Below are 24848 nucleotides of genomic sequence, written 5' to 3' on the forward strand. Positions count from 1 at the left end.
GGGGGCTTACAGCTCGACGCCGACGAGGACGGGCTCGGGTTGCAGGATGAGGCCGAACTCGGCCTGCACACGCTGCTGGACGAACCGCGCGAGCGCGGCGAGCTCCTCGGCCGTCGCACCCCCGCGATTGGTCAGCGCGAGGGCGTGCTTGGTCGACAGACCGGCACGCGAACCGGGCAGCGAGAAGCCCTTGCCGATGCCCGCGTGCTCGATGAGCCAGGCCGCGCTGACCTTCACATCCGGCTCCGCCACCTCGCCCACAGGCGAGACGCCGTAGTACTCGTTCAGCGGGATCACGCGGTCGGACACGGGATCGGGCGCCACCGGCCAGCGCGGACAGGCGTCGGGCAGGGTCCGGGCGAACGCAGCGGTGACCACGGCGTTCTGGAAGAACGACCCGGCGCTCCACGTGTCGGGGTCGCCGTCGTCGAGCACCATCCCCTTGCTGGCCCGCACCGACAACACCGTCTCGCGCACCCACCGCAGCGACACCGTCGCCTCGGGATCGAGCCCGAGCGCGCCGCGCAGCTGCGGCCCGCGGATCGCGAACTCGCCGTTCCCGACACGCTCGAGCTCGAGCGTGATGGAGAGGATGACGGCCGAACGCGCAGCGACCGATCCGTGGTGGTGCTTGAGCACCGAGGTGCGGAAGCCGAGTCCCAATTCGGGTGCCGGGACGACACTGACCTCGCCGGTCGACTCGTCGAGCAGCTCGACCTCGACGAGGGTCTGCACGACCTCCTGACCATAGGCGCCGATGTTCTGCACCGGTGCCGCCCCCGCAGTGCCCGGGATGCCCGACATCGCGGCGATCCCGCCGAGGCCGGCCGCGACGGCGTACTCGACGAGGTCGTCCCACGAGTGTCCGGCCTGAACCTTCAGACGCGCGTGGCCCGGATGCGGCGAGGGAAGCTCCTCGATACCCGTCGTGCGGACCGCGACGACGGTGCCGTCGAACGGCTCATCACCCACCAGCAGGTTCGACCCACCACCGACGACGAGCCAGGGTTCACCGGCCGCCCACAGCTCACGCATCGTGGCGACGAGCTCGTCGGCCGTGTGCGCCTCGACCATGCGGTCGGGCACGGCGCCCGCGCGCAGCGTGGTCAGCTCCGCGAGGGGCCGCGGTTCTATCTCGGCCACGGTCACTCGGCGGTGCGCACGCGCACCTGCGCCTTGCCGAGCACGACGGTGCCGTCGTGGCTGACGGTCAGGTCGATGCGCGCGACGCCGTCCTCGACCGCGCCGACCTTCGCGACGACGGTGAGGGTCGCACCGATCTCGGCGTCGACGACGACGGGACGCGTGAAGCGCACACCGTACTCGATGATGCGGCCGCTGTCGCCGAGCCAGTCGACGATCGTCTCGACGGCCAGCCCCATCGTCAGCATGCCGTGGGCGAGCACCCCGGGCAGGCCGACGCGGGCGGCGACGTCGTCACGATAGTGGATCGGGTTGAAGTCGCCCGAAGCGCCGGCGTAGCGCACGAGCGACTCACGGGTCAGCTCGACGGAGCGCTCGGCGACGATGGTTCCGACAGTGAGATCGCTCATGCGTCCTCACCCCCGACCAGCAGCACGGACACGGCCGTCACGACATGGTCGCCGGAGACGTCACGGATGTCCGCCTCGCTCGTGACCATCGCCCCCTTGCCGAACGCACGGATGCCGGTGACGGTGAGCTGCGCGGTGAGTTCATCGCCCGCCACGATCGGTCGCGTGTAACGGAAGCGCTGCTCGGCGTGCACCGTCCGCTCGAGGGCGATGCCCGAGTCGGGCTCACCCAGGAGCTGCTGCAGGGTGAGGTCCTGGATCACCATTGCGAAGGTCGGGGGTGCGACCACATCGGCGTAACCGAGCGCGCGCGCCGCGTCGGGGTCGGTGTGCTGCGGATCGGTCGCGAAGACGGCGCGGGCGAACTCGCGCACCTTCTCGCGACCCACGAGGTACGGGGCGGTCGGCGCGAAGGCGCGGTCGACCAGATCGGGGTTCACGGACACCGTCCGATTCTACCGTTGGCCCTCCGCGGGCTGCGCAGCACGCTTCGCCGCACGCGCCGCACGGTGCGTTTTGACGGCGCGCACCGCCATCTGCGACGCGATGAAGGTGAGGAAGGCGGCGAACAGGACGTTGGCGGTCAGCGGGTTGAGCAGGGTCGCGATCCAGGCGCCCACCGCGGTGGTCATGCAGGCGGCGAGTCCGACGACGAGGGCCGCCAAGAGGTCGACGTTGCGTCGGCGGGCGTTGCCCACCGTGCCCGAGATCGCCGTCGGGATCATCATCAGGAGCGAAGTGCCCTTCGCGATGAGATCGCTCGTGCCGAAGAGGAACATCAGCGCGGGCACGACGATCACGCCGCCGCCGACACCGAGCAGCCCCGCCATGATGCCGGTGAACAGACCCAGCCCGGCGAGCCCGATGCCGACGCCCCAGCTCAGTTCCAGTACCGCGTCGCGGGAGGGCACGACGATGAAGAGCATCACGATGACCGCGACGAGGAACGCCACGAAGCCCCAGCGCAGCGCGTTCTGCGGAATCTTCGCCAGCAGCCAGCTTCCGATCTGCGCTCCGATCACGGCACCCGCGGCGAGGATGATGGCCGGGATCCAGGCGACCGACCCGGTCAGGGCGTAGGAGATGACGCCGACCGAGGCGGTCGGGACGATCGCGGCGAGAGACGTTCCGGCAGCCAGCCGCTGATCGAACCCGAGCAGCAGCACCAGGAGCGGGACGATGACCGTTCCGCCGCCGACGCCGAACAGCCCCGACAGGAGGCCGGCCGCGAGCCCGACCCCGGCGCAGGCCAGGTAGAACCGCGCACTGCGGCGCGCACCCCGCTCCCCCATCACTGCTCGACGTAATCGTCGATGAGCCAACCGGAACCGCCCGGGACGAGCGTGTAGAGCGCCGAGAAGCTCGCCGGCACGGGATTGTCGAGAGGGGCGCCGGCGGCATCCGCCGTCTGCGTGAAGGTCTCGACCGTCTGGACGTAGATCGTGTCTCCCTCTCGGGTCGTGGAGATGAAGCTCACCTCGTAGTCCTCGACCGAGTTGTTGAACTCGCGTGCCGCCTGGGCGAAGTCCGCGCAGTCGGACAGGCCGCCGCTCGCGAGGAACTCGGGCGTGAGGATCGCCTGGTACGCGGCGCAGTCCATGTCGTCCCAGGCGTCGTCGTACGCGTCGACGATGTCTTCGGCCGCCCGCAGATCGGCCCCCTGGACGGACGTCGCACCGGGGCGGTCGCTGCTCGGATCCAGGATCCCCACGATGAAGCGCGGAATGAAAACGGCGGCGAGGATGACGAGCCCGATGAGCACGACGCCGAGCGCGACGAAGACGATCCAGAGCTTCGATCGGCGCGCGGGCGCTGGGTCGGTCTCACCGACGGCGCCGGTCACTGCCGCCGTCGCCGTCGTCGGGTGGGCGCCGGGGTAGACCGGAGCGAACCCTCCCGGCGACGGCGGGATCGGCGGCAGCGCGTCGGTCGGCGACGCCGTGTCGGATGCCGCGAGCCCGTGCTGGCTCTCGGCGAGGGAGGCCGCCGTCACGACCGGCGGTTCTTCGAGCTGGGGCTCGGGCTCCGGCTGGGGCTCGGGCTCCGGTTCGACGGGGGCGTGCGTGTGCTCGGTCCATTGCGAGCCGTCCCACCATCGCAGTGAGCCGTGCCCGTCGTCGTACCAGCCCGGAGGCGTCGAACCGCTCAACTCTGCCTTCTCTCGCGTCGGGCGCAGATCCGCCTCGTTCAGACTACCGATCGGCCGCGACCCGGCTGCCCGTCTCACCGTCGACCGCGGCGATCTCGGCGACCGCCTCCGCCTGCTCGGTCGCGGCCTGCTCGAACTGCGATCGGTAGAGGCGCCAGTAGGCGCCCTGCGCGGCGATCAGCTCGTCGTGCGAGCCCTTCTCGACGATGTCGCCGTGCTCCATCACGAGGATGAGGTCTGCGTCGCGGATGGTTGAGAGCCGGTGTGCGATGACGAACGAGGTGCGGCCCTCGCGCAGTGCCGACATGGCCTGCTGCAGCAGCAGCTCGGTGCGGGTGTCGACCGAGCTGGTCGCCTCGTCGAGAATCAGCACAGCGGGCTGCGCCACGAAGGCCCGTGCGATCGTGATGAGCTGCTTCTCCCCGGCCGAGACGTTCGCGGCATCCTCGTCGAGGACCGTGTCGTAACCGTCGGGCAGCGAATGCACGAAGCGGTCGACGCGCGTCGCGGTTGCTGCCTCGACGATCTCGTCGTCGGTCGCGCTCTCGCGGCCGTAGCGGATGTTGTCGCGGATCGTGCCGGCGAAGAGCCACGGGTCCTGCAGCACCATGCCCGTGCGCGAGCGCACATCGTCGCGCGAAAGCTCGGAGATGTCCTGACCGTCGAGCAGGATGCGGCCGCCGTCGAGCTCGTAGAAGCGCATGAGGAGGTTCACGAGCGTGGTCTTGCCCGCCCCGGTCGGACCGACGATCGCGACCGTCTGCCCCGGCTCGACCCGGAACGTCAGGTCGGTGATGAGGGGCTTGTCGGGTGAGTAGGCGAAGCGGACATGCTCGAACTCGATGACGCCGCGACCGCCGCGCGCCGGCTCGGCGTCGGGCGCGTCGGGCTCCTGCTCGTCCTCGTCGAGCAGCTCGAACACGCGCTCGGCCGACGCGGTGCCGGACTGCACGACCGCGGCCATGCCGCCGAGCTCGGACAGCGGCTGGGTGAACTGCTGCGAGTACTGGATGAACGCCTGCACGTCGCCGAGTCGCAGCTGCCCCGACGCGACCATGAGGCCGCCCAGCACCGCGATGCCCACGTACGTGAGGTTTCCGATGAAGGTCATGCCCGGCATGATGAGGCCCGACAGGAACTGCGCCTTGAACGCAGCTTCGAACAGCTCGTCGTTCTCGGCCGCGAACTTCTCGCGCGCATCGCGCTCGCGGCCGTACACCCGGACGAGCGCGTGACCGGAGAACGACTCCTCGACGCGGGCGTTGAGGCGTCCGACCTTGCGCCATTGCACCGCGAACGCCTTCTGCGACCGCGGCCCGATGACGCCGAAGATCACGGCCATGAGCGGCAGCGACACGAGCGCCACGAGCGCCAGCTGCCACGAGATGGAGAACATCATGAAGAGCACGCCGACGACCGTCAGCACGCTCGTGAGGGCGGTCGACAGCGACTGCTGCATCGTCTGGGTGATGTTGTCGATGTCGTTCGTGACCCGCGAGATCAGCTCACCGCGCTGGACCCGGTCGAAGTACGACAGCGGCAGCCGGTTGATCTTCGCCTCGACCGACTCGCGCAGACGCCACATCGTGCGGACCATGATGATGTTGATCACGAAGCCCTGCAGCCAGGTGAGCACGGCCGAGCCGACGTAGATCGCGAGCACGGTGACGACGACCCACTTCAGCCGATCGAAGTCGACGCCCGCGCCCACCTGGAAGTTCTGCATCGCTCCGACGATGTTGGCGACATCCGTCTGCCCCGCGGCGTTGAGCGCCGCGACGACATCCTCCTGGCTCGTGCCTGCGGGGAACTGCGAGCCGAGGTTCGCCGAGACGACGCCCTCGAAGATGAGGTTCGTGGCATCGCCGAGGACGCGCGGAGCGAGGACGGCGAGAACGACGCCGACCGCGCCGAGAACCGTCATGAGCGCGAACACGACCGCGTACGGCCGCAGCAGTCCGATCATCCGCAGGAAGCTCGGCCCGAACTTCGCCGCCTTGCCGGGTGCCACGCTGTCCCAGCTGCCCGAGTTCTGGCGGGCCTGCTCGGCCAACTCGAGCTCGGTGCGCTCGTCGTCGGTGAGGTTGTCGGCGCTCATGCGTCCACTCCCAGCTGCGATTCGACGATCTCTCGATACGTCTCATTGGACTCGAGCAGTTCGTCGTGCGTGCCGAGACCCGCCATCCGGCCGTCGTCGAGCACGAGGATGCGGTCGGCACCGGTCACGGTGGAGATGCGCTGTGCGACGACGATCTTCGTGACCTCCGGCAGTTCGCGCCACAGCGCTTCGCGCAGTCGGGCATCCGTGGTGAGGTCGAGCGCGGAGAACGAGTCGTCGAAGACCAGGACGTCGGGGCGCCGCACGATCGCGCGTGCGATGGCGAGCCGCTGTCGCTGCCCGCCCGAGACGTTCGTGCCGCCCTGGGCGATGCGGGCGTCGAGCCCGCCCTCCATCTCCGCGACGAAGTCGCGCCCCTGCGCGATCTCGAGCGCCCTCCACAGCTCGTCGTCGGTCGCGTCCTCCCGACCGAACCGGAGGTTCGACGCGACCGTGCCGGTGAACAGGAAAGCGCGCTGCGGCACGTAGCCGATGCCGCTCCACAGCAGATCGAGGTCGGCTTTCCGGACATCGACGCCGGCCACGGCGACCGCCCCTCCCGTGACGTCGAACAGACGGGGGATGAGCGACACGAGGGTCGTCTTGCCCGAGCCGGTCGAACCGACCACCGCGACCGTCTCGCCCGGAGCCGCGCGGAACGAGATGCCCTCGAGCACCGGCGCATCGGCGCCCGGGTAGGTGAACGAGACGTCGTCGAATGCAACGGCGCCGGGCTCGGGGAACTCGCGTACCGGCGCCGTGGGCCGCTCGAGGGCATCGTGAGAGGAGAGCACCTCGCCGATGCGGTCGGCCGAGACCGCGGCGCGCGGGATCATGATCGTCATGAACGTCGCCATCAGCACGCCCATGAGGATCTGACCGACGTACTGCATGAATGCGAAGAGCGTGCCGATCTGCACGTTGCCCTGGTCGACCTGGATGCCGCCGAACCAGATGACCCCGACGACCGTGACGTTGAGCACCAGCATGGCGAGCGGGAACATCAGGACGAACAGGGATCCGACCTTGCGGCCGACGATCATGATGTCGGTGTTCGCACCGCGGAAGCGCTGCTCTTCGATGCGCTCGCGGACGAACGCCCGCACGACCCGGACGCCGGTGAGCTGCTCACGCATGATGCGGTTGACGTTGTCGAGCCGCGTCTGGAACTGCCGGAACAGCGGCACCATGCGCCCGATGATGAGCCCCGCGACGACGAGCAGCAGCGGCACCGCGACGCCGATGAGCCAGCTGAGCCCGACATCCTGCTGCAGCGCCATGATGACGCCGCCGATCGCCAGCATCGGAGCTGTGACGAGCATCGTGGCGCCCGTCATCGCGAGCATCTGCACCTGCTGCACGTCGTTCGTGTTGCGGGTGATGAGCGTGCCCGGGCCGAAGCGCGACACCTCGCGCTCGGAGAAGCCGCTGACCTTCTCGAAGACGTCGCGTCGGATGTCGCGCCCCGCGGCCATCGCGGCGCGGGCGGCGCACAGCGTCGCGATGACCGACGCGACGATCTGCCCGAGCGCGATGACGAGCATGATCGCGCCGCGCGACCAGATGTAGGCGGTGTCGCCGCGGGCGACGCCGTTGTCGATGATGTCCGCGTTCAGACGAGGCAGATAGAGCGAGGCCATCGCCGAGCCGAACTGGAACACCAGCACGCCCAGGAGCAGCCACCGATAGGTGCGCAGATAGCGGAACAGGAGCTTGCCGAGCATGGGTCTCCTTGAGCGAGTCGACCGGACGGTTCATGGTAGCGCCGCGCTCCGACACGCGACCGACCGACGATCCTCACAGCCGCCGCCGATGCCGGATCGGTACCGTCGGTGCCATGACGACCGGCAGCTCCGTGCCCCCGCTATCGATCACCGACGGTCTGCAGAACTTCTCACCCCAGGAGCTGCGGAGCCTTCGCGACGAGTTCCAGCAGTTCCTCCTGGAGTACCGGTTCGGGATGCAGGAGATCGAGACCAAGCTGCAGATCCTGCGCGACGAGTTCCAGCAGCTGCACGACTACAACCCGATCGAGCATCTCTCCAGCCGGCTGAAATCGCCCGACGGCATCGTCGAGAAGGTCGTGCGCAAGGGCGTCGAGCCCGAGTTCGCGTCGATCCGCGAGCACATCACCGACATCGCGGGCGTGCGCGTCACGTGCAGCTTCACGCAGGACGCCTACCGCCTGTTCGACCTGCTCACGGCCCAGGACGACATCGAGGTGCGGACTGTCAAGGACTACATCGCCGAGCCCAAGCCCAACGGCTACAAGAGCCTGCACGCGATCGTGGAGGTGCCCGTCTTCCTGTCCACGGGCCGCATCACCGTCCCCGTCGAGGTGCAGTTCCGCACGATCGCGATGGACTTCTGGGCGAGCCTCGAGCACAAGATCTATTACAAGTTCGCGGCGAACGTGCCGGCGGAGCTGATCGCGGAGCTGAAGGATGCCGCGGAGACGGCGGCCGAGCTCGACGCGAAGATGGAGCGCCTGCACCGGGAGGTGCGGCACCGTCCCCGCGTCGTGCGCATCTGAGCGCGCGACGCGGGGACGCCGGGATCAGTCCTCCGAGACCGTGATCTCGACGGGGATGTTGCCGCGGGTCGCGTTCGAGTACGGGCACACCTGGTGCGCAGCATCGGCGAGCTCCTGAGCGACCTCGCGCTCGACACCGGGCAGCACGACCTCGAGGACGACCGAGAGCGAGAACCCGCCGGCATCCGTCGGGTGGATCTGCACCTGACCGCCGACGGCGGAGTCGGTCACGTCGATCTTCTTGGACCGCGCCACCATCTGGAGGGCGGAGTGGAAGCAGGCGGCGTAACCGGCGGCGAACAGCTGCTCGGGGTTGGAGCCGTTGCCCGAGCCGCCCATCTCCTTCGGGATGGCCATCTCGAGGTCGACGCGGCCGTCCGTGGTGCGGACGTGCCCGTTTCGGCCGGCGCCCGTCGAGAGTGCTTCGGCGGTGTAGAGAGCGCTCATGCGTGCTCCTCCTTCATTTCCTTTTCGGGGGTGGTCTTCGTCGCGCGAGGAGCCGCGCGCAGATCGGTGGCGGTATCGCGCATCCCGTCCGCCAGCTCGGTGAGGGCGGCGATCAGCTGACGGGCTCCGTCGACGGTGACGCCCATCCCCTGCGCGATGCAGGCGGGGACGTGAGCGAGCTCCGTGCGCAGCTCGCGCCCGCGGTCGGTGAGCGACACGGTCACGACGCGCTCGTCGGCACTGTCGCGGCCGCGCTCGACCAGACCGTCGCGCGTCATCCGGCGCAGCAGCGGCGAGAGGGTGCCCGAGTCGAGGTCGAGCGCCTCGCCCAGGTCGCTCACGCTGCGCCCGTCGCGGTTCCACAGCAGCACGAGCACGAGGTACTGCGGATAGGTCAACCCGTGCGGCTCGAGCAGGGCGGCATACGCCTTCGTGGTCGCGCGCGACGCGGCATAGAGCGAGAAGCAGACCATGTGCTGCGTCGGTTCCATGTGACGCATCGTACACAACTCAGTTGTGCACAATCAATATGGTCGGGAAGAGCGCCGGCAGCCGGGGCCGCCGGCGCCCTCCGAGCGCGGACGTCAGGGCGTGGGCATGCCGCCGTTGACGTTCAGGGTCTCCCCCGCGACGTAGCTCGATTCCGCGGAAGCGAGAAACACGTAGGCGGGCGCGAGCTCCGCCGGCTGGCCCATGCGTCCCAGCGGCGTCTCCTCGCCGAAGCTGTCGATCTTCTCCTGCGGCTGCCCGTCGCTCGGCTGCAGCGGCGTCCAGATCGGCCCGGGCGCCACGGCGTTCACGCGGATGCCCTTCGGTGCGAGCTGCTGCGCCAGGGCCTTGGTGAAGGTGTTGATCGTCGCCTTCGTCGAGGCGTAGTCCACGAGCGTCTCCGACGGCGAGTAGGCCTGGATCGACGTGGTGTTGATGATCGAAGCGCCCGCCGGCAGGTGCGGGAGCGCGGCCTTGGTGATCCAGAACATCGCGTAGACGTTGGTCTTGAAGGTGTCGTCGAACTGCTCGTCGGTCAGATCGGCCAGCTCGTACTGGAAGATCTGCTTGCCGCCGTTGTTGACGAGGATGTCGATGCCGCCCAGCGCCGAGACGGTGTCGGCGACGAGCGAGCGGCAGTACTCCGGGTCGCGCAGGTCGCCCGGGAGCTGCGCCACCGTCACGCCCGCATCCTTCAGAATGCCGGCGATGCGCTTCGCGTCCTCTTCCTCCTCGGGGAGGTAGGAGATGGCCACGTCGGCCCCCTCTCGAGCGAAGGCGATCGCGGTCGCGGCGCCGATGCCCGAGTCGCCGCCCGTGACGAGCGCCTTGCGCCCGGTGAGGCGGCCGCTGCCGCGGTAGCTCTCCTCGCCGAGGTCGGCCTTCGGCGTGAGGTCGGCGTCGAGGCCCGGCTCGTCCATGTGCTGCTTCTCGGGCTCGATGTCCGCGTACAGCTCGGCGGGGTTGGCGAAGGTGTACTGGTCACGGGACATGGTGTCTCCTTCCATCGGTCTTCCTGGGGGTGGTCGTCACTCGGGTCCGTCGATCAGGTGATCGGCGCGGATCCGAACGTGTGGATGGGGCGGCCGGTCGCGCCCGGTTCGAGGCGGAGGATGCCGCCCGAGAGGGGATGCCGCTGCAGTTGCTCCTCGGAGAGGTTCTCGCGCGCCGATCCGACGAGGAGGACGTCGAGGTCGGGCCCGGCGAACGCGACGGAGGTGATGTTGGGCGCGGGCATCGCGATCTCGTCGACGAGTTCGCCGTTCGCACTCCAGCGCGCCACGATGCCCTCGCCGTACAGGCCGTTGAAGAACGAGCCGTCGGTCGCGAGGACCAGCCCGTCGCTCGATCGGCCCACGAGGTACGGCTCGAGCTCGCCGAGGTCGCCGGCGGGGCCGTATGGCGCCCGGTAGACCGTCGAGGTCGCGGTGTCGGTGATGTACATCGTGCGCCCGTCGTCCGACCACTCCATGCCATTGGCGACGCCGTAGCCGCCGCCGAGCACGCGCAGACCGCCGTCGGGGTCGACCGACCAGACGGTCGCGTCGGGGGCGTCGCGCGTGAGCTCCATGGCACCGACGACGAACCGGCCGAACGGATCGACCTTGCCCTCGTTCAGCCGCATCCCGTCGTGGCGGTGACGCAGCGTCGCGAGGTCGCGCTCGATGCGCCCGTCCGGGTCGAGCAGGACGACCCGGTCCTTCAGCGCCGCGATGTAGCCGCCGCCCGCGGCCGGCTGCACCGCCGACAGCGGCGGGGGCAGCTCCACGACGCGGTCGTCACTGCCGTCGACCGCTCCGTCGAGCGGGCCGCGATGCAGCAGTCCCGCGGTGATGTCGACCCACACGACCTCGTCGGCGCGGTGATCCCACCAGATGCTCTCGACGAGCACGGCACGGGTGTCGCGGAACACTCCGATCTCATCTGTCACGGAGTGCCTCCCCGGGGACGACGTCGCGGATGGTGAGCACGGTCGCGATGAACGCGAGGTGGCTGAGGGCCTGCGGGGTGTTGCCCCACGCGGTGCCGTCGGCGGCGTCGATCATCTCGGCGTAGATGCCGACGTCGTTCGCGAGGGCGACGAGCTGGTCGACGAGGTCGAGCGCCTCGTCATGCCTGCCGACGCACGCGAGCGCCTCAGCGCGCCAGAACGCACAGGCGACGAACGTCTTCTCCTCGGCCGATACCCCGCTGTAGCGGTACAGCAGCGGCCCGGCGCCCAGTTCCGCGGTGAGGGCGTCGATCGTCGTCGACATGCGCTCGCCGCGGTCGAAGCCGGTTGGCGCGTGCAGCAGCACGGAGGCGTCGAGCTCCTCGGACCCGGCGTAGAACACGTACGCAGACTTCACCTCCGACCAGCAGTTCTCTTCGATCCAGAGCCGGATGCGTTCGCGCTCGGCCTTCCACCGCTCCGCGCTTCCGGGGATCGCACCGCTCTCGGCGAGCGCGACCGCGTCGTCGAGAGCTTTCCAGCAGCCCATCTTCGACGAGGTGTAGTGCCGCTCCTCCGGCAGCTCCCACATGCCCGAGTCGGGGTTGCGCCACAGGTCGCACGTGCGGTCGGCGACACCCGCCAGCATCCGTGCCGTTCCGATGTCGAGCACGTTGCCCGCATCGACGTACGTTCGGCAGATGGCCATGAGGTCGCCGTAGACGCCGAGCTGGAGCTGCTCGCGGGCGGGGTTGCCCGTCACGACGGGCTGATTGCCGCGCCATCCGGGCACGGGATAGTCCTGGGCGTCGGGCACGAGGTCGCCGTTCAGCGTGTACATGACGTGCAGCTCGGGCCCGTGCTCGCGGATGGTGCGCAGCATCCACGACAGCGCCGCATGCGTCTCCTCGCGGAGCCCGAAGCGCACGAGGGCGTGAGCGGTGTAGGCGAGGTCGCGAACCCAGGCGTAGCGGTAGTCCCAGTTCTTGCCGCCCTCGGGATTCTCGGGCAGCGAGGTGGTGGCGGCCGCGGCGATCGCGCCGGTGGGGCTGAAGATGAGCAGCTTGAGGGCGAGCGCGCTGCGCTGGATGCGTTCCTGCCAGGGCCCTTCGTACGAGAAGACCTCGGACCAGTGCCGCCAGTTGTCGATCGTCCGGTCGATGCCGATGTCGACGTTGCGCGGGTCGGGAAGATGCAGGGGCTCGTCGTGCGTCGCGGCGAGCGCGATCAGGTGGCGCGAACCGGCCGAGGTGGTGAACGACCCGGTCAGGCGCGGGCCGCTCGTGCCGTCGGGGTCGGGCGCGTCGGGGCCGTGCTCGAAACCCACGACGACGAGGGCGGTCTTGCCGCTGCGGATGACATCGCCGTGCTGGGTGCGCTCGATCCAGGGCGATGCCGTCCGCAGCGAGGTGCCGGGATGGATACGCCAGGCCATCGGCACGGTGCCATCGATTCCGTCGATGCGCCTCGCCAGCTCCGCCCACGGCATCCGCCCGGCGACTCCCGAGACCATCGCGTCGGTGACCTTCACGGTTCCGCGGGCGGTGGTGAACGTCGTCTCCAGGACGTTGGTGTCGGGGATGTACCGCCGGGTGGTCTCGAACTCCTCGGTGGGCGCGAGCTCGAGGCACCCGCCCGTCTCACTGTCGAGCAGGCGGGCGAAGACCGGGGTGGAGGTGAGTTCGGGAAGCGGCAGCCAGTCGACGCTGCCGTCGAGTCCGATCAGCGCGACGGTGCGACCGTCGCCGATCGGCGCGTACGACTCGATCCCCGCGGTCACATGCCCTCGTCGTTGATGTCGCCCTCGCCGTCCTCACCGAGCTCGGCGATGACCGGGTCGTCTCCCTGGGTCTCGGGCTGGGCGTATCCCGTGGGCAGGTCCTCCGCGGGGATCTCGTCTTCGTCCGAGGGAATGTGCGCCGGGTCGTCGCTCGTGGCGGTGGCGGTGTCGAGTTCGGCGGGGTCGACGCCGGCGTCGAGCGCCTCGTCGATCGCGTCGGTGCGGTCCCACTCTCGCTGCGCGGGGTCGAGGTCGGGATCGGCCACGCTGGTCGCATCGCCGTCGCGCAGCGGCTGGATGCCGGCGTCCTCGGCTGCGGTGGGGCGGGCGAGGTCGTCGTTGAATGCGTTGGACATGACTCCACGATGCGCGGGAGCGATGAATTCGTCGAGCCACTTGCACCGGGCCCGAGGGCGCGGTAACGGCGACCACCACGGGTCGCTCAGGTGGTCACCGGTAGCGTGGAACGCTCCGTCGTCGTCATCCCGGAGGTCACCCATGCCCGTCGCCCGAATGCTGTTGGATGCCGGTCGCGGCGCTCTCATCGGGACCGTCGAGATCATCCCCGGGGTCAGCGGTGGCACCGTCGCGCTGATCGTCGGGGTGTACGAGACGCTCATCGACTCGGCCGGCCACCTCGCCCGCGGTGTCGCCCGCGCCGCCTCCGACGGCGTCCGGGGCCGCGGCCTCACTCGTGCGCGCGAGGAGTTCGCCGCCGTGCGCTGGTCGGTGGTCCTGCCCGTCGGCTTCGGCATGATCGCCGCGGTCCTCGCGGCATCCGCGATCCTCGCACCGATCATCGAGGCCGAGCCCGTCGCCTCGCGCGCCCTCTTCGCGGGACTCATCCTGGCCTCGCTCGTCGTCCCGATCCGGATGGTCGGCGGTCGCTGGCGGATGCGCGAGTACGCCATCGCGGCCGTCGGCGCCGTCGCCGGTTTCCTCCTCACGAGCCTCCCCCAGGTCGATCCTCTCGAACCGCCCCTTCCGGTGGTCGCGCTCGCGGCGGCGTTCGCCGTGTGCGCACTGGTCGTCCCGGGCGTCTCGGGCTCGTTCATCCTGCTGGCCGTCGGTATGTACGCCCCGACGCTGGCCGCCGTGAACGAGCGCGACCTGGTCTATCTGGGCGTGTTCATCCTCGGCGCGATGATCGGTCTCGGGCTGTTCGTGTCGGTGCTGCAGTGGCTGCTGGTCCACCGGCGGCGCGTCATGCTGGCGATGATGACGGGCCTGATGCTCGGTTCGCTCCGCGCCCTGTGGCCATGGCAGGAGGGCGGCACTGTGCAGCCCCCCGGGCCCGATGCCCTGCCGGTGCTGCTCCTCGTCCTCATCGGCGCGGCGGCGGTGGGCGGCGTGCTCCTCATCGAATCCGCTGTTCTGCGCAGGGCTGCTCGTCGCCTCGAATCGGGCGCCGCGGGCTAGCACACGTCAGCTGGATCCGCCTCCCCCTCGGCTCAGCCGGGCCGGCGTGTGAGCGTGGACTCATGATGTCTTCGATCACCGCCGCTGCACGCACGCTGACCGACGACTCCCCCCAGCTTCTGCTGCGCGGTTACGGGTTCGGCGATCGGATCTGGAGGCGAGTGCGAGCCGGCGCTCGCTCGGCGCCGATGGGCCTTCTCGGCGATCCGACGATCTTCGTCCGGGGCGCCGAGGGCGTCGAGGTGTTCTACGACGAGGATCGGGTGCGGCGTCACGGGGCGATGCCGGGGATCGTGCAGGAGACCCTCTTCGGCCACGGTTCGGTTCACAGCCTCGACGGTCAGGACCACAGGCACCGCAAAGCGACGTTCCTCGACGTCGCCTACGAGGACGAGCAGGTCGAGCGCCTGCGCCCCTTCCTCGCCGCCGAGTGGCAGCGCGAGCTCGACGACTGGTTCGCCGGCGGTGAGCGCTCCGCCTACGACGCGGCTGTGGGCGCGTTCGGGCGTGCCGTCATGCGGTGGGCGGGACTTCCGGGCACTCCCGCCGCGAAGACGCGGTGGGCGGCACGCCTGGCGCAGATTGTGGACGGCTTCGGCGTCCCCTACTCGCCCGAGTGCATCCTCGCGTGGATCAATCGCCGCTGGTCCGACCGCCACGCTCAGCACCTCATCGAGGCGGTGCGCGACGGCGACCTCCAGCCGAAGCCCGGAACGGCCCTCCACGCGTGGGCCTGGCACCGCGATCGCGCCGGCGTGCTGCTGTCTGCGCGACTCGCCGGGATCGAGCTGCAGAACAGCATGCGACCCATGATCGCCGTCGCGCGGTTCGTGGCCTTCGCGGCGAAGGAGCTGCGTGACCGTCCGGAGTGGCGCGAGCGCATCGCCGCGGAGGCGGCCGATCGCAAGACCCTCGACGGCGGACCGCTCGCCATCGCGTTCGCCCAGGAGGTCCGCCGCACGGCCCCGTTCGTCCCGATGCTCCCCGCGCGTGCGGTCGCCGACATCGAGCTCGACGGCCAGCGCGTCGCGGCGGGTGGCCGCGTCGTCCTCGACATCCTCGGCACCAACGTCGATGAGAGGTCGTGGGAGCGCGCCGACTCGTTCGCGCCCGAGCGCTTCATCGGCGTCGACGACTACGAGGCTCTTCCCGCGTTCGTCCCGCACGGCGGCGCGGATGTCGCCACCGGCCACCGGTGCCCGGGAGAGAAGCTCGCGATCGCCGGGCTCGCGACCGCGATCACGGCGCTGAGCCACCCGGATGTCACGATCCTCGGCTCCGGTCTCGACGTCGACATGCGCCGGCTGCCGACGAAGCCCGCGTCGGGCGGTCGTGTCCGTGCGGCCGGCACCGGCAGTGGTTGCCCGTTCCACCGGCGCTGACGCGACACGACCCGTCCTCGGGCATCGTGTCCCCCGAAAGGCCGACTCGACGGACCGCCCGGGAGGCCCTAGCGTCGATGACGTCGACGATCTTCCCCCCGGATCGTGGAGCGCCCCGCATCCTCGGATGACGGGGCGTTCTGGTTTCCGGTCCGCGTGGGAGTGCCCGGCATCATCCGATCGGATGAAATCCTGCGCGGAACATCAGCGGATACAGAGCCCTTCAAGAGCCCAGTCGCGGGACTTTTAAGTCGTTTGACCGGCTTTTTTGAGCCCGGCCAGGGGCGCAGCCGGTGAGCACGGGCCATCTGCCACCCGAGGCATGATCATCACGTCGGGTGCGATCCAGCGCTGATGGGGAGCAGGGCGGGCCTGCTCGATCCCTCGGCCGCGAGTTAGGTCCTCGTCTCGCGTCCGACCTGCGCCCGGGACTCTGGAGGGGTCCCGGGCGCCTCCTCTTTCCCTGATGCGTTCGTGTTCGGCGCGACGGCCGCCGCGTCGACCTCATCCCGGATACGACAAAACCCCCGGACGCACCGGGGGTTTTCATCTGTAGCAGGAGCGGGGCTTGAACCCGCGACCTCACGATTATGAGTCGTGCGCTCTCACCAACTGAGCTACCCTGCCGCAACGCATCCGAGGATGCTGCGAGCCCCGAGTCAGGATTGAACTGACGACCCCTTCCTTACCATGGAAGTGCTCTGCCACTGAGCTATCGGGGCGTGCCACCCGCAAGCGGGCAACTAGAAGAGGATACCATCTCGGCGGCCTCACTTCGAATCAGGTCAGCGCTTCGTGTGCTCCTCGAGCCAGGCAATGGGATCGGTCTGCGTGGTGCCGCCGAGGAGGACCTCGAGGTGCAGGTGAGCCCCCGTCGACTTGCCGGTGCTGCCGACCTTGCCGATGATCTGGCCGGGCTCGACCGTGTCGCCGACCTTGACCTTGAGCGAGCCGTACTGCATGTGCCCGTACCGGGTCGAGACGAGCTCGCCGTCGATGTTGTGGTCGATGACGACCGTCACTCCGTAGTCGCCGCCCGCCTCGGTCGCGATGCGGACGGTTCCGCCCGCAACGGCGTGGATGTCCGCGCCTGCGCCCGGAGTGAGGTCGACCCCGCGGTGCGGACGCGAGAACTCGGAGAGGTATGAGACGGAGCCGAACTGCGCCGAGATCGGTACACCGACCGGGAACGGCCACTGGATCGCGGCGTTCGGGTCGTTGACCCACGTGCCGGCGAAGTTGGTCACACCCGAGTCTGCGGCGATCTTCGAGACCGAAGTGACGTCGAAGGTGTCGCTGCGGTCGAACGTCACACCCGTGCTGGACGAGGACACGTACGCCTGGATCTCCTCGGGCTCGATCGAGGCCGACGTCCGCGGCACCTCCGCCGTGATGTCACGGCCGGTGTCACCGGACGCGAAGACCGCAGCGGCAGGGCTCGTCAGGCCGACCGCGAGGAGACCGACGGCCGCGACGGCGCTGATCGAGACGGATGCCGCGGCGACGCGCTTGCCGACACGACGCAGGCGCCCCGGGCGGGCGACCGCGACCTCGCGCGTGCGCTGCTGGTGCTCGGCGATCGATTCCTCGGCAACCTGCACCGGCGTCTGAGCAGTGAAGGAGAACAGGCGCGCGGCGAACTCGAACTCGTCGACGTCATGCGCGTCCGAAGGCTTGCGGGTCTCGTCACCGGCGCCCGAGTCGCCGGCCGAGCTCGTCTCGGCGGCATCCGCCGTCTCGGTCTTCGCGGAATCGACTGCGGCAGGACCGAACGACTCCCCCTGGGGGGCAGCGTGCTCGGCCGGACGCGAGCGACGACGACGGGAGGGCGTGACGAGATCCGGGCCGGCGTAGGCGTCGCCGTCGAGGACCGTGAGGACCATCTCGTCGGTCTCGTCGTCGATCTGGGCCTCGGGCTTCGCAACGGGGGCGGTGCTCGCGTCGTCGCTCGAAGCCGCGCGGGGCTCGTCGGGCGTCGACGGCGCCTCGTCGATCGTCGCGACGTCGTCGGTCGGAACCGCGGCGACCTTCGCGGCGAGCTCGGCTTCAGCCGCCAGACGCCGCCACTGCGCTCGCGTCAGTCCCGTAGCCCGCGTGAGACCCGTCGCCGCACCGGACGAGGATTCCCCTGCCGAGGGTCGCGAGGACGCGGCCTCGGTGGGGGTGGTCTCAGAAGTCAAATCGCAGGCTCTCGAAAACAGCGCGCGCTGGCGCGGCACAATCTCTCCGGGTGGTGTCCGCCCTCCGGATCGGGTTCCGAAGATAACGAACGGGTAAACACTAACGACTTGCGGCTGGGAATGCGATCCACGCGTCAGCTTTCGTGGAAAACCCGTTCTGCCAGACGACTGTGGAGCGACGGGGACGCGGCGATCGTCATGGTCCGCCCCGGACGCTCTCCGGGCATCCCGGTCACCACTCCCCCGGCCTCGGCGACCAGCAGCGCGCCGGCGGCGTGGTCCCAGGGCTGAAGTCCGCGCTCGACGTAGCCGTCGAGCCGGCCGGCGGCGACGTACGCCAGATCGAGGGATGCCGCCCCGGCGCGGCGGATGTCGCGCGCGACGGGCATGATGCGGCCCAGCCGCGCGAGATCGCCCGCGTGCGTCGCCGGGTCGTAGCCGAAGCCGGTCGCCAGGAGCGCGCCCGCGTCGGTCGGCTCGGACACCGCGAGGCGGGCGTCGCCGAGCCAGGCGCCCTCGCCCGCGGTCGCGCGGAACATCTCGTCGACGGCCGGCGAGAAGACCGCCGCGGCCACCGCCTCCCACTGCTGCGGATCGGGCTCGCCGTCGACGACGGCGATGCTCACCGCGTAGTGCGGGATGCCGTAGGCGTAGTTGACGGTTCCGTCGATGGGGTCGACGACCCAGGTCAAGCCGCTCGCGCCGTGCTCGGCTCCGGACTCCTCGCCGAGGAACCCGTCGTCTGGCCGCGCCTGAGCGATGCGATCGCGAATGAGGAGCTCGACCTCACGATCGGCCTCGGTGACGATGTCGGCGAGCGCGGACTTGGTCGCGGCGATCGCGACGCCCTCGCTGCGGCGTCGACGCGCGAGCGCACCCGCCTCGCGCGCGATCTCGACGGCCAGATCTGTGAGCTCTCGGGCATCCACCATGCGACCCACGCTACGGGGTTCGCGGCCTCCGCAAGGCCGGGAACGTCAGCGCGGGGCGATCGGCTGGTCGGGCAGCGGCGGGGGCGGCGGGTAGTCCTGGTATCCCGGCTGCGCGGGCGCCTGCGTCGGCGGGGTCGTCTGAGCCGCCGTCGGATGTGCCGGAGCCTGCTGCGCGGGGGCGTAGCCCTGCGGGTAGGTGGGGCGACCGGTGTAGTAGGCCTGCCAGTCGGGCGATCCATCGCCGAGCACGGGCAGGGGCGTGCGACCGTCGGCGTAGGTCGGCCACGGCGCAGCTGCCGGTGGATGCGGCGGGCGAGGCATCAGCAGTGCGTTCACGAGCGGGACCAGCGCGGTGCCGACCGCCGCGAGGATGGTGAGCGCGACCACGACGCGCCAGTAGATCGGCAGGAAGTCGAACCACTCGCCGCCGACGAGCGGCACGATCAGCATGACGGCGACGATGCCGACGAAGGCGATGGTGACGTAGGTCACGATCGAGAGGAACGTCGTGGGGTTGCGCAGGTAGGCCTTCGTGAACAGGCGCAGGTGCAGCAGCGCGAGCTGGAGAATCAGCACGACCAGGAGGAAGCGCATGAAGCGCTCGTATCCCCACCCGAAGCTCTCGGTCGGGGACGGCAGCCAGATCATGACGGCGCCGACCAGCAGCGCGACGACCCAGCTGCCCATGCTCGTGAGCGCGAACCAGGCGGGCCGACGACCCGCCAGGTGCGACTCGAGGATCGCGATGCCCGCAAAACCCGCGAGCAGCAGCACCGTCATGAAGGCGCGCGCGACGATGCCGGTGCCCGAGCCGATCAGAACCCAGACGACGCACACGATCGCCGCGGCGATGAGTGCGCCGATGGCGACCCAGATCGCGGCGCGCAGCAGCTTGCTCGATTCCGGAGATGTGATGGGCTTGCTCATCGACAGGTTTCCTTCCGCGCTGACTCCTCACATCCTGGCATGCACGGGGCTTCTGCGCGGGGCTGAGAGGATTCTGTGGTGAAGCCACCCCGAGAGCCCGGCGTCGACTTCGGCGCACCCGCGACGCAGACCTTCTTCCGCACGCGTCGCGCGTCGGCGATCCTGGTCGCGATCGTCTCGGTGAGCACGACCGTCCAGGTGCTGGCGACGCCGATCACCGCGATGATCGCTGGTCCCGTCGACTGGCCCTTCGACGTATCCATATCGGTCCTGTGCGTCATCCTCGCCCTGGCGTGCGTGGCCCAAGCCTCGGCTGTTCTCCTGAGCGAGCGGTGGCCCCGCACGGCGGTCTTCGCGACGGTCGCCGTCTACCTCGTCCTCCTCGGCGCCTTCGACATACCGAACTGGCTCATCGGCATGTACCTCGTCGTGGCACTCGCGCAGTTCCTTCTGGCCCGCCGGGTCTCGGCCGGTTCGGCCGTCGTGTGCTTGCTCGGCGTCGTGGTCGCCGGCATGGGCGGGCTCTTCACCTGGGCCGTCTTCTACTCGGGCGACGTCAGTACCGCCCTGAGCTTCATGGCGAACGAGTTCTTCCGCTTCTCCGCTCCGGCCCTCGGGGCGACCGCTCTCGGGATCTGGTGGGGCGCCCAGGTGCGTCAGGTGACACTGGCCCGTGAGCAGGCCGAGCTCGCCCGCCAGGAGCACGACGCACGGGTCAACGACGCGCGCGAACGCGAGCGCGCCCGCATCGCGCAAGAGCTGCACGATGTCGCGGGCCAGCACCTCGCCGGGCTCGTGACACTCGCCGATGCCGCCATCTCTCTCGCCCCGGCCCGCCCCGACGAGGCGATCCGCCTGGTCGGTGAGGTGAGGAACGAGGGGCGGTTCGCCGCTGCGAGCCTCGCGGGCGCACTGAGCGACCTGCACACGGAGGCAGCGACCCCGACTGAGACGACGCGTGACCTGCGCCGGGCGGGCGAACTCGTGCAGTTCTGGTCGCGGCGCGGCATGCCGGTGTCGTTCGAGCTGTCGGGCGGGGTGTCGGATCTGCCCGCCGTCGTCTCGACCACGGCGTACCGCGCCCTGCAGGAGGCGCTGACCAATGCGGCCAAGCACGCTCCCGGGGCACCCGTGAGCGTCTCGGTGACCGCCGCCGAGGACGAGCTCATCGTCCGGATCGTCAACCGGGCCCCGAACAGTGACTCGACGCCTGTTCCGGGCCTCGATCTCGGCTGGGGCCTGCGCGGGATGCGCGAGCGCGTCGAGCTGTTGCGGGGCACACTGTTCGCAGGGCCGACGCCGACCGGCGGATGGGAAGTGCGGATCACGATCCCGATCGACCCGGTCGCCTGACAAGGAGAACGGTATGACTCGTGGGGCCGAGCGCATCCGCGTTCTGATCGCCGACGACAATCGTGCTGTGCGTCGCGGGCTGCGACTGCAGCTCGAAGGCGCTCCCGGCATCCAGGTCGTCGGCGAGGTCTCGAACGGCGTCGACGCCGTCCACGTCGCGCGCGCCGAACGCGCCGACGTCGTGCTCATGGACATCCAGATGCCCCAGATGTCGGGGCTGTCCGCGACCCGCCTTCTCGCCCGTCCCGACGACGGGAGCGCGCCCATCGCCGTCATCGTCATGACGAGCTTCGCCGTCGACGGATACGTCAGCGAGGCCCTGGATTCCGGCGCCGTCGGATACCTGCTGAAGAGCCACGACTCGGACCAGCTCGTCGGCGCGATCTACGCCGCGGCTCGGGGCGAGGCTCTCGTGTCATCGCGAGTGACGGCGCCGCTGATCCGCGAGTTCGTCCGCCGCGGCGGGGCCCCCGAAGACCCCGAGGCCGGCGCGCAGCTGACCTCCGCCGAGCGTCGCGTGATCTCCGTTCTCGCCGGCGGCGTCACGAGCAACGAGGGCATCGCCGAGACGCTGCAGGTCTCGGTCCACACCGTGCGATCGCAGCTGCACTCCGCGCTCAAGAAGCTCGATCTCGCGGATCGCACCCAGCTCGCGCTGTGGGGAGCGCGCAACCGGGTCTAGGTTTCGTCATCCATCCGGGTGAAACTTCGGCACCGGTTTCTGCCACGCACGAGCAGACCCACCATCATGCTGCCCAGGCCGAGCATGAGGCCGAGGTACGGCTCTCCGCCGCCTGTCGCGGGAAGGATCTCGACGGTGACCGGGTCGGCGGTCGCCACCTGCACGAGCGCGGTCGTGCCGCATTGGGTCTCCGTCACGACGCACTCCGACCCGGCAGGCAGGTCGCTGTACACCTGCTCGTCATCGCCTGCGCCGCTCCCCGCGGCAATGGCAAAGGGGCTTTTGTCCGGTCTTCGCCCGCCGAGCCCGCGGTCCGGCCCGACCGATGATGACCCTGGGCCCGCCGTACCGGTCCGTGGGGGAAGCAGATGGATCCGATCTTCGGGCGTTTCGCGATACGGGATCGGGTGTTCTACGACTCACCCGACACGGATGCCGCGCGTGCCGGCGCGCCGGAAGGCGCGGACGTCTACGCGCCGTCGACGGTGGTCCCGTGGGACGGCTGGCGGCGGGGCCGGCGGCATCCGTGGTCCATCTGGCTGCCGCCCGGGATGCGCCTCGCCGCTCAGGGGTGGAAGGTGCATGTCACGGCGCTGCCCGACGGGGCCGGTGATGTGCTCGACATCGTGTCGGCGTACTGTCACCGGCACGGCATCCCGTTCAAGCACCTGATCGACGAGCGGGCGCTCGACGCCGTGCTGGCGAAGGATGCCGAGCGGTCGGGTGCCGGGAAGTTCATCACGCTCTATCCCCCCTCGGAGGAGAGCCTGGAGCACTGCCTCGCCACCCTCGACGAGGCAGTCGGCTCCCGGCCCGGCCCGTACATCCTGTCGGACCTGCGCTGGAACGCGGGGCCGCTCTTCGTCCGGTACGGCGCTTTCACCGACCATGAAGTGCTCGTCGACGGCGAGTCCCTGCCGGCGGTGCGCGACCTGCGGAGCGGGCAGTGGGTTCCCGATCGCCGCGAAGCCGGGTTCCACGTTCCGCCCTGGGTCGAGCTGCCGACCTTCCTCCGGCGTCAGCTCGACGCCCTCGGCGACCAGCCGCCGGCGGGATTCCCGGAGATCACCGGGGCGCTGCACTACTCCAACGCCGGCGGCGTCTACCGCGGCTTTCTCGACGGCTCCCCCGTCATCGTGAAGGAGGCCCGGCCGTTCGCCGGCTGGACCCCGGACGGCCGCGATGCCGTCGCGCGGCTCCAGGACGAGGAACGGACCCTGCGAGCCGTCGCCGGCAGAGTGCGCGTGCCGGAGGTGCGGGCATCCCTCGACGCGCACGGTCATCGCTTCCTCGTCCTGGAACAGCTGCCGGGCCAGCCGCTCGATCGGGTGGTGTCGACCGGCAGCCCGCTGACCGCCGCGGTCTCCACCGCCGCGGAGCGCCACGCGTATCGCGACCGGATGCTGCGCGTCGTCGATGCCCTGCGGCGGGAGATCTCCCGTCTCCACGCCGCTGGCCTCACCCACGGGGATCTGCACCCCGCGAACGTCGTGGTCGACGCGGACGGGTCGGTGGGCCTCATCGACTTCGAGATGTCGATGCCGGTCGGCTCCCGTTCCGCCGCCGTACTCGGTGCGGCCGGGTTCACGCTGCCCGATGAGCCCGACCCCGTGCGGCGCGACGCTCACGCACTGGCGTGCATCGAGCTGTACGTCTTCCTGCCGCTCACGAGCGTGCTCGCTCTTCAGCCGGCGAAGGCCGGCGCTCTCGCCGCTGAGGCCGCGGCCGCCTTCGACCTGCCTCGCGCATGGTCCGAGCGCATGGCCGCCGCGCTGCGGCTCGGGTCTCGCGGCGATGGCACCCCCGGCCAGGCGGGCCGGCATCCCCAGCCCGGTCCGACGATCGAGCGGATCGCCGCGCAGCTGATCGCCGATGCGACGCCGCACCGCCGCGACCGGCTGTGGCCGGGCGATCCCCGTCAGTTCGCGGAGCCCGCGTTCTCGCTCGCCCACGGCGCACTGGGGGTCGCCCTCGCGCTCGACGCCGCCGGTGTCGCTCTGCCGTCCGAGATGCGCGCGTGGGTGTCGCATTCGATCTCCGCAGTGCGGGACGACCGCCCTCGCGTCGGCCTGATGGACGGCCTCGCGGGCGCGGTGTGGGCGTGCCGCCGCCTGGGGCTCACCGACGAGGCCACGACGCTCAGCGAGCGCCTGCAGAGCGTCGAGCTCGACGTCGGAGCATGGGGCTCCGACCTCGCCTCGGGCCTCGCCGGTATCGGCATCGCCCTCCTCGACGCATCCGGCTCGCCCGACGACCTCGCTCGAGCGATCGACATCGTCGACCGCCTCAGCGAGAGGTGGGGGCTCGACGAGCGGAGCGCGCCGATGACGACGCCACCCGCATCACGACGGCGCGGCGGCCTCATGGGCGGCGCGAGCGGAACCGCGCTCCTGGCCGTGCGGCTGTTCGAGCACACCCGAGACCGGCGCTTTCTCGAGATCGCCCGCCACGCTCTCGCCATCGACCTCGGCGCGCTGCGGCGCGACGGGGACGGCTCGCTGCAGGTGGACCAGGGCTGGCGGCTGCTTCCCTATCTCGCCCACGGGTCGGCTGGCATCGGACTCGTCCTCGCGCAGTACCTGGCGCATGAGCCGGACGACGAGCTGGATGATGCACTGCGCGGCATCATCCGAGCAGCGTCGGCCCCCTTCGTCGTGCAGTCGGGAATCTTCGCCGGCCGAGCGGGGCTGGCGCTCTTCCTCCACTCGCTGCACGCGACCGGGCATGCGACGCCGGAGACGATCCGCGCCCGCGACCACCACCTGTCGCGGATGACCCTGCACGCGCTCGATGCCCCGGCCGGCGTCCGCATCGTCGGCGACGGGATGCTGCGAGCCTCGTGCGACCTCGCCACCGGAGCCGCGGGCGTGCTGCTCACCCTCGTCGCGGCATCCGGTCGCGGTCCGATGACCGACCGGCCACTCCTCCCCATACTCCCCCCGGTGCTCGCACCCGTCGGTTCTCCGGCGGCGATCGAACGAAGGAGGTGAGGAA

The 24848-nt window shown here is 70.2% G+C and carries 23 protein-coding genes and 2 tRNA genes; 6 read left to right on the forward strand and 19 right to left on the reverse strand.

The window, feature by feature from the left end; translation table 11 throughout:
• Positions 1-6: 6 nt before the first annotated feature.
• Genes MTS1_RS05315 through MTS1_RS05345 form a run of 7 tightly spaced genes read right to left on the reverse strand, consistent with a single transcriptional unit; the run spans position 7 to position 7524 of the window.
• On the reverse strand, positions 7-1143 hold the full coding sequence (locus MTS1_RS05315) for a UDP-N-acetylmuramate dehydrogenase (protein ID WP_036304650.1): 1137 nt from the start codon (positions 1141-1143) through the stop codon (positions 7-9).
• A gap of 2 nt (positions 1144-1145) precedes the next feature.
• A complete protein-coding gene (locus tag MTS1_RS05320) occupies positions 1146-1553 on the reverse strand; it encodes a MaoC/PaaZ C-terminal domain-containing protein (RefSeq protein WP_023952105.1) in 408 nt (135 codons plus the stop codon).
• Entirely contained in the window at positions 1550-1999 is a 450-nt protein-coding gene (locus tag MTS1_RS05325; RefSeq protein ID WP_023952107.1) for a MaoC family dehydratase N-terminal domain-containing protein, read from the reverse strand. The genes MTS1_RS05320 and MTS1_RS05325 overlap by 4 nt, the downstream gene beginning before the upstream one ends.
• Positions 2000-2008: 9 nt before the next feature.
• The gene (locus tag MTS1_RS05330; RefSeq protein WP_023952109.1) at positions 2009-2845 is read right to left on the reverse strand and encodes a sulfite exporter TauE/SafE family protein; all 837 of its coding nucleotides are present in this window, start codon (positions 2843-2845) and stop codon (positions 2009-2011) included.
• A complete protein-coding gene (locus tag MTS1_RS05335) occupies positions 2845-3702 on the reverse strand; it encodes a DUF2510 domain-containing protein (protein ID WP_023952111.1) in 858 nt (285 codons plus the stop codon). The genes MTS1_RS05330 and MTS1_RS05335 overlap by 1 nt, the downstream gene beginning before the upstream one ends.
• 43 nt (positions 3703-3745) lie before the next feature.
• The gene (locus MTS1_RS05340; RefSeq protein ID WP_023952113.1) at positions 3746-5800 is read right to left on the reverse strand and encodes an ABC transporter ATP-binding protein; all 2055 of its coding nucleotides are present in this window, start codon (positions 5798-5800) and stop codon (positions 3746-3748) included.
• Positions 5797-7524 (reverse strand): ABC transporter ATP-binding protein, encoded by a 1728-nt coding sequence (locus tag MTS1_RS05345; RefSeq protein WP_023952115.1) that lies wholly within the window; start codon positions 7522-7524, stop codon positions 5797-5799. The genes MTS1_RS05340 and MTS1_RS05345 overlap by 4 nt, the downstream gene beginning before the upstream one ends.
• A gap of 113 nt (positions 7525-7637) precedes the next feature.
• Here MTS1_RS05345 and MTS1_RS05350 point away from each other — a divergent pair, with 113 nt between their 5' ends.
• Positions 7638-8333 (forward strand): GTP pyrophosphokinase family protein, encoded by a 696-nt coding sequence (locus MTS1_RS05350; protein ID WP_023952117.1) that lies wholly within the window; start codon positions 7638-7640, stop codon positions 8331-8333.
• Between the two features lie 24 nt (positions 8334-8357).
• On the opposite strand, the gene MTS1_RS05355 is transcribed toward MTS1_RS05350, so the two are convergent.
• From MTS1_RS05355 to MTS1_RS05380, 6 genes are all read right to left on the reverse strand, one after another.
• Positions 8358-8780 carry an organic hydroperoxide resistance protein gene (locus tag MTS1_RS05355; RefSeq protein ID WP_023952119.1) on the reverse strand — a complete coding sequence of 141 codons (423 nt, stop codon included), beginning with the start codon at positions 8778-8780 and terminating at the stop codon, positions 8358-8360.
• Positions 8777-9271 carry a MarR family winged helix-turn-helix transcriptional regulator gene (locus MTS1_RS05360; RefSeq protein WP_233494895.1) on the reverse strand — a complete coding sequence of 165 codons (495 nt, stop codon included), beginning with the start codon at positions 9269-9271 and terminating at the stop codon, positions 8777-8779. Before MTS1_RS05360 ends, MTS1_RS05355 begins: the two co-directional genes overlap by 4 nt.
• 93 nt (positions 9272-9364) lie before the next feature.
• Positions 9365-10261 (reverse strand): SDR family oxidoreductase, encoded by an 897-nt coding sequence (locus MTS1_RS05365; RefSeq protein ID WP_023952123.1) that lies wholly within the window; start codon positions 10259-10261, stop codon positions 9365-9367.
• 53 nt (positions 10262-10314) lie between these two features.
• On the reverse strand, positions 10315-11199 hold the full coding sequence (locus MTS1_RS05370; RefSeq protein ID WP_036304652.1) for an SMP-30/gluconolactonase/LRE family protein: 885 nt from the start codon (positions 11197-11199) through the stop codon (positions 10315-10317).
• Positions 11189-12979, reverse strand: a complete 1791-nt coding sequence (locus tag MTS1_RS05375; RefSeq protein ID WP_023952127.1) for a glycoside hydrolase family 15 protein — start codon at positions 12977-12979, stop codon at positions 11189-11191. Before MTS1_RS05375 ends, MTS1_RS05370 begins: the two co-directional genes overlap by 11 nt.
• Positions 12976-13335 (reverse strand): hypothetical protein, encoded by a 360-nt coding sequence (locus MTS1_RS05380; protein WP_023952129.1) that lies wholly within the window; start codon positions 13333-13335, stop codon positions 12976-12978. The genes MTS1_RS05375 and MTS1_RS05380 overlap by 4 nt, the downstream gene beginning before the upstream one ends.
• A gap of 142 nt (positions 13336-13477) precedes the next feature.
• Between MTS1_RS05380 and MTS1_RS05385 the strand changes: the two genes are divergently transcribed.
• A complete protein-coding gene (locus MTS1_RS05385) occupies positions 13478-14398 on the forward strand; it encodes a DUF368 domain-containing protein (RefSeq protein ID WP_023952131.1) in 921 nt (306 codons plus the stop codon).
• 62 nt (positions 14399-14460) lie between these two features.
• A complete protein-coding gene (locus tag MTS1_RS05390) occupies positions 14461-15780 on the forward strand; it encodes a cytochrome P450 (protein WP_023952133.1) in 1320 nt (439 codons plus the stop codon).
• Between the two features lie 553 nt (positions 15781-16333).
• On the opposite strand, the gene MTS1_RS05395 is transcribed toward MTS1_RS05390, so the two are convergent.
• From MTS1_RS05395 to MTS1_RS05415, 5 genes are all read right to left on the reverse strand, one after another.
• A tRNA-Met gene (locus MTS1_RS05395) sits at positions 16334-16407 on the reverse strand.
• A 23-nt stretch (positions 16408-16430) separates the two neighbouring features.
• Positions 16431-16502: transfer RNA gene (locus MTS1_RS05400), tRNA-Thr, on the reverse strand.
• Between the two features lie 63 nt (positions 16503-16565).
• Positions 16566-17960 (reverse strand): M23 family metallopeptidase, encoded by a 1395-nt coding sequence (locus MTS1_RS05405; RefSeq protein WP_081731739.1) that lies wholly within the window; start codon positions 17958-17960, stop codon positions 16566-16568.
• A gap of 134 nt (positions 17961-18094) precedes the next feature.
• Positions 18095-18892 (reverse strand): inositol monophosphatase family protein, encoded by a 798-nt coding sequence (locus tag MTS1_RS05410; RefSeq protein ID WP_023952137.1) that lies wholly within the window; start codon positions 18890-18892, stop codon positions 18095-18097.
• 45 nt (positions 18893-18937) lie between these two features.
• The gene (locus MTS1_RS05415; protein WP_023952139.1) at positions 18938-19819 is read right to left on the reverse strand and encodes a hypothetical protein; all 882 of its coding nucleotides are present in this window, start codon (positions 19817-19819) and stop codon (positions 18938-18940) included.
• Positions 19820-19897: 78 nt separating this feature from the next.
• On the opposite strand from MTS1_RS05415, the gene MTS1_RS05420 reads away from it, so the two are divergent.
• Complete coding sequence (locus MTS1_RS05420) at positions 19898-21172, forward strand: sensor histidine kinase (RefSeq protein WP_023952141.1); 1275 nt, start codon at positions 19898-19900, stop codon at positions 21170-21172.
• Between the two features lie 13 nt (positions 21173-21185).
• Positions 21186-21854: a response regulator transcription factor gene (locus tag MTS1_RS05425; protein WP_023952143.1), complete on the forward strand. Its 669-nt coding sequence runs from the start codon at positions 21186-21188 to the stop codon at positions 21852-21854.
• Here the strand turns inward: MTS1_RS05425 and MTS1_RS16905 are convergent.
• Complete coding sequence (locus tag MTS1_RS16905) at positions 21851-22258, reverse strand: DUF5979 domain-containing protein (protein WP_370576218.1); 408 nt, start codon at positions 22256-22258, stop codon at positions 21851-21853. The genes MTS1_RS05425 and MTS1_RS16905 overlap by 4 nt on opposite strands.
• On the opposite strand from MTS1_RS16905, the gene lanKC reads away from it, so the two are divergent.
• Complete coding sequence (gene lanKC / locus MTS1_RS05435; protein WP_023952146.1) at positions 22223-24844, forward strand: class III lanthionine synthetase LanKC; 2622 nt, start codon at positions 22223-22225, stop codon at positions 24842-24844. The genes MTS1_RS16905 and lanKC overlap by 36 nt on opposite strands.
• The last annotated feature ends 4 nt before the right edge of the window (positions 24845-24848 follow it).

It is taken from the genome of Microbacterium sp. TS-1 (genome assembly GCF_000509385.1).
GTDB lineage: Bacteria > Actinomycetota > Actinomycetes > Actinomycetales > Microbacteriaceae > Microbacterium > Microbacterium arborescens.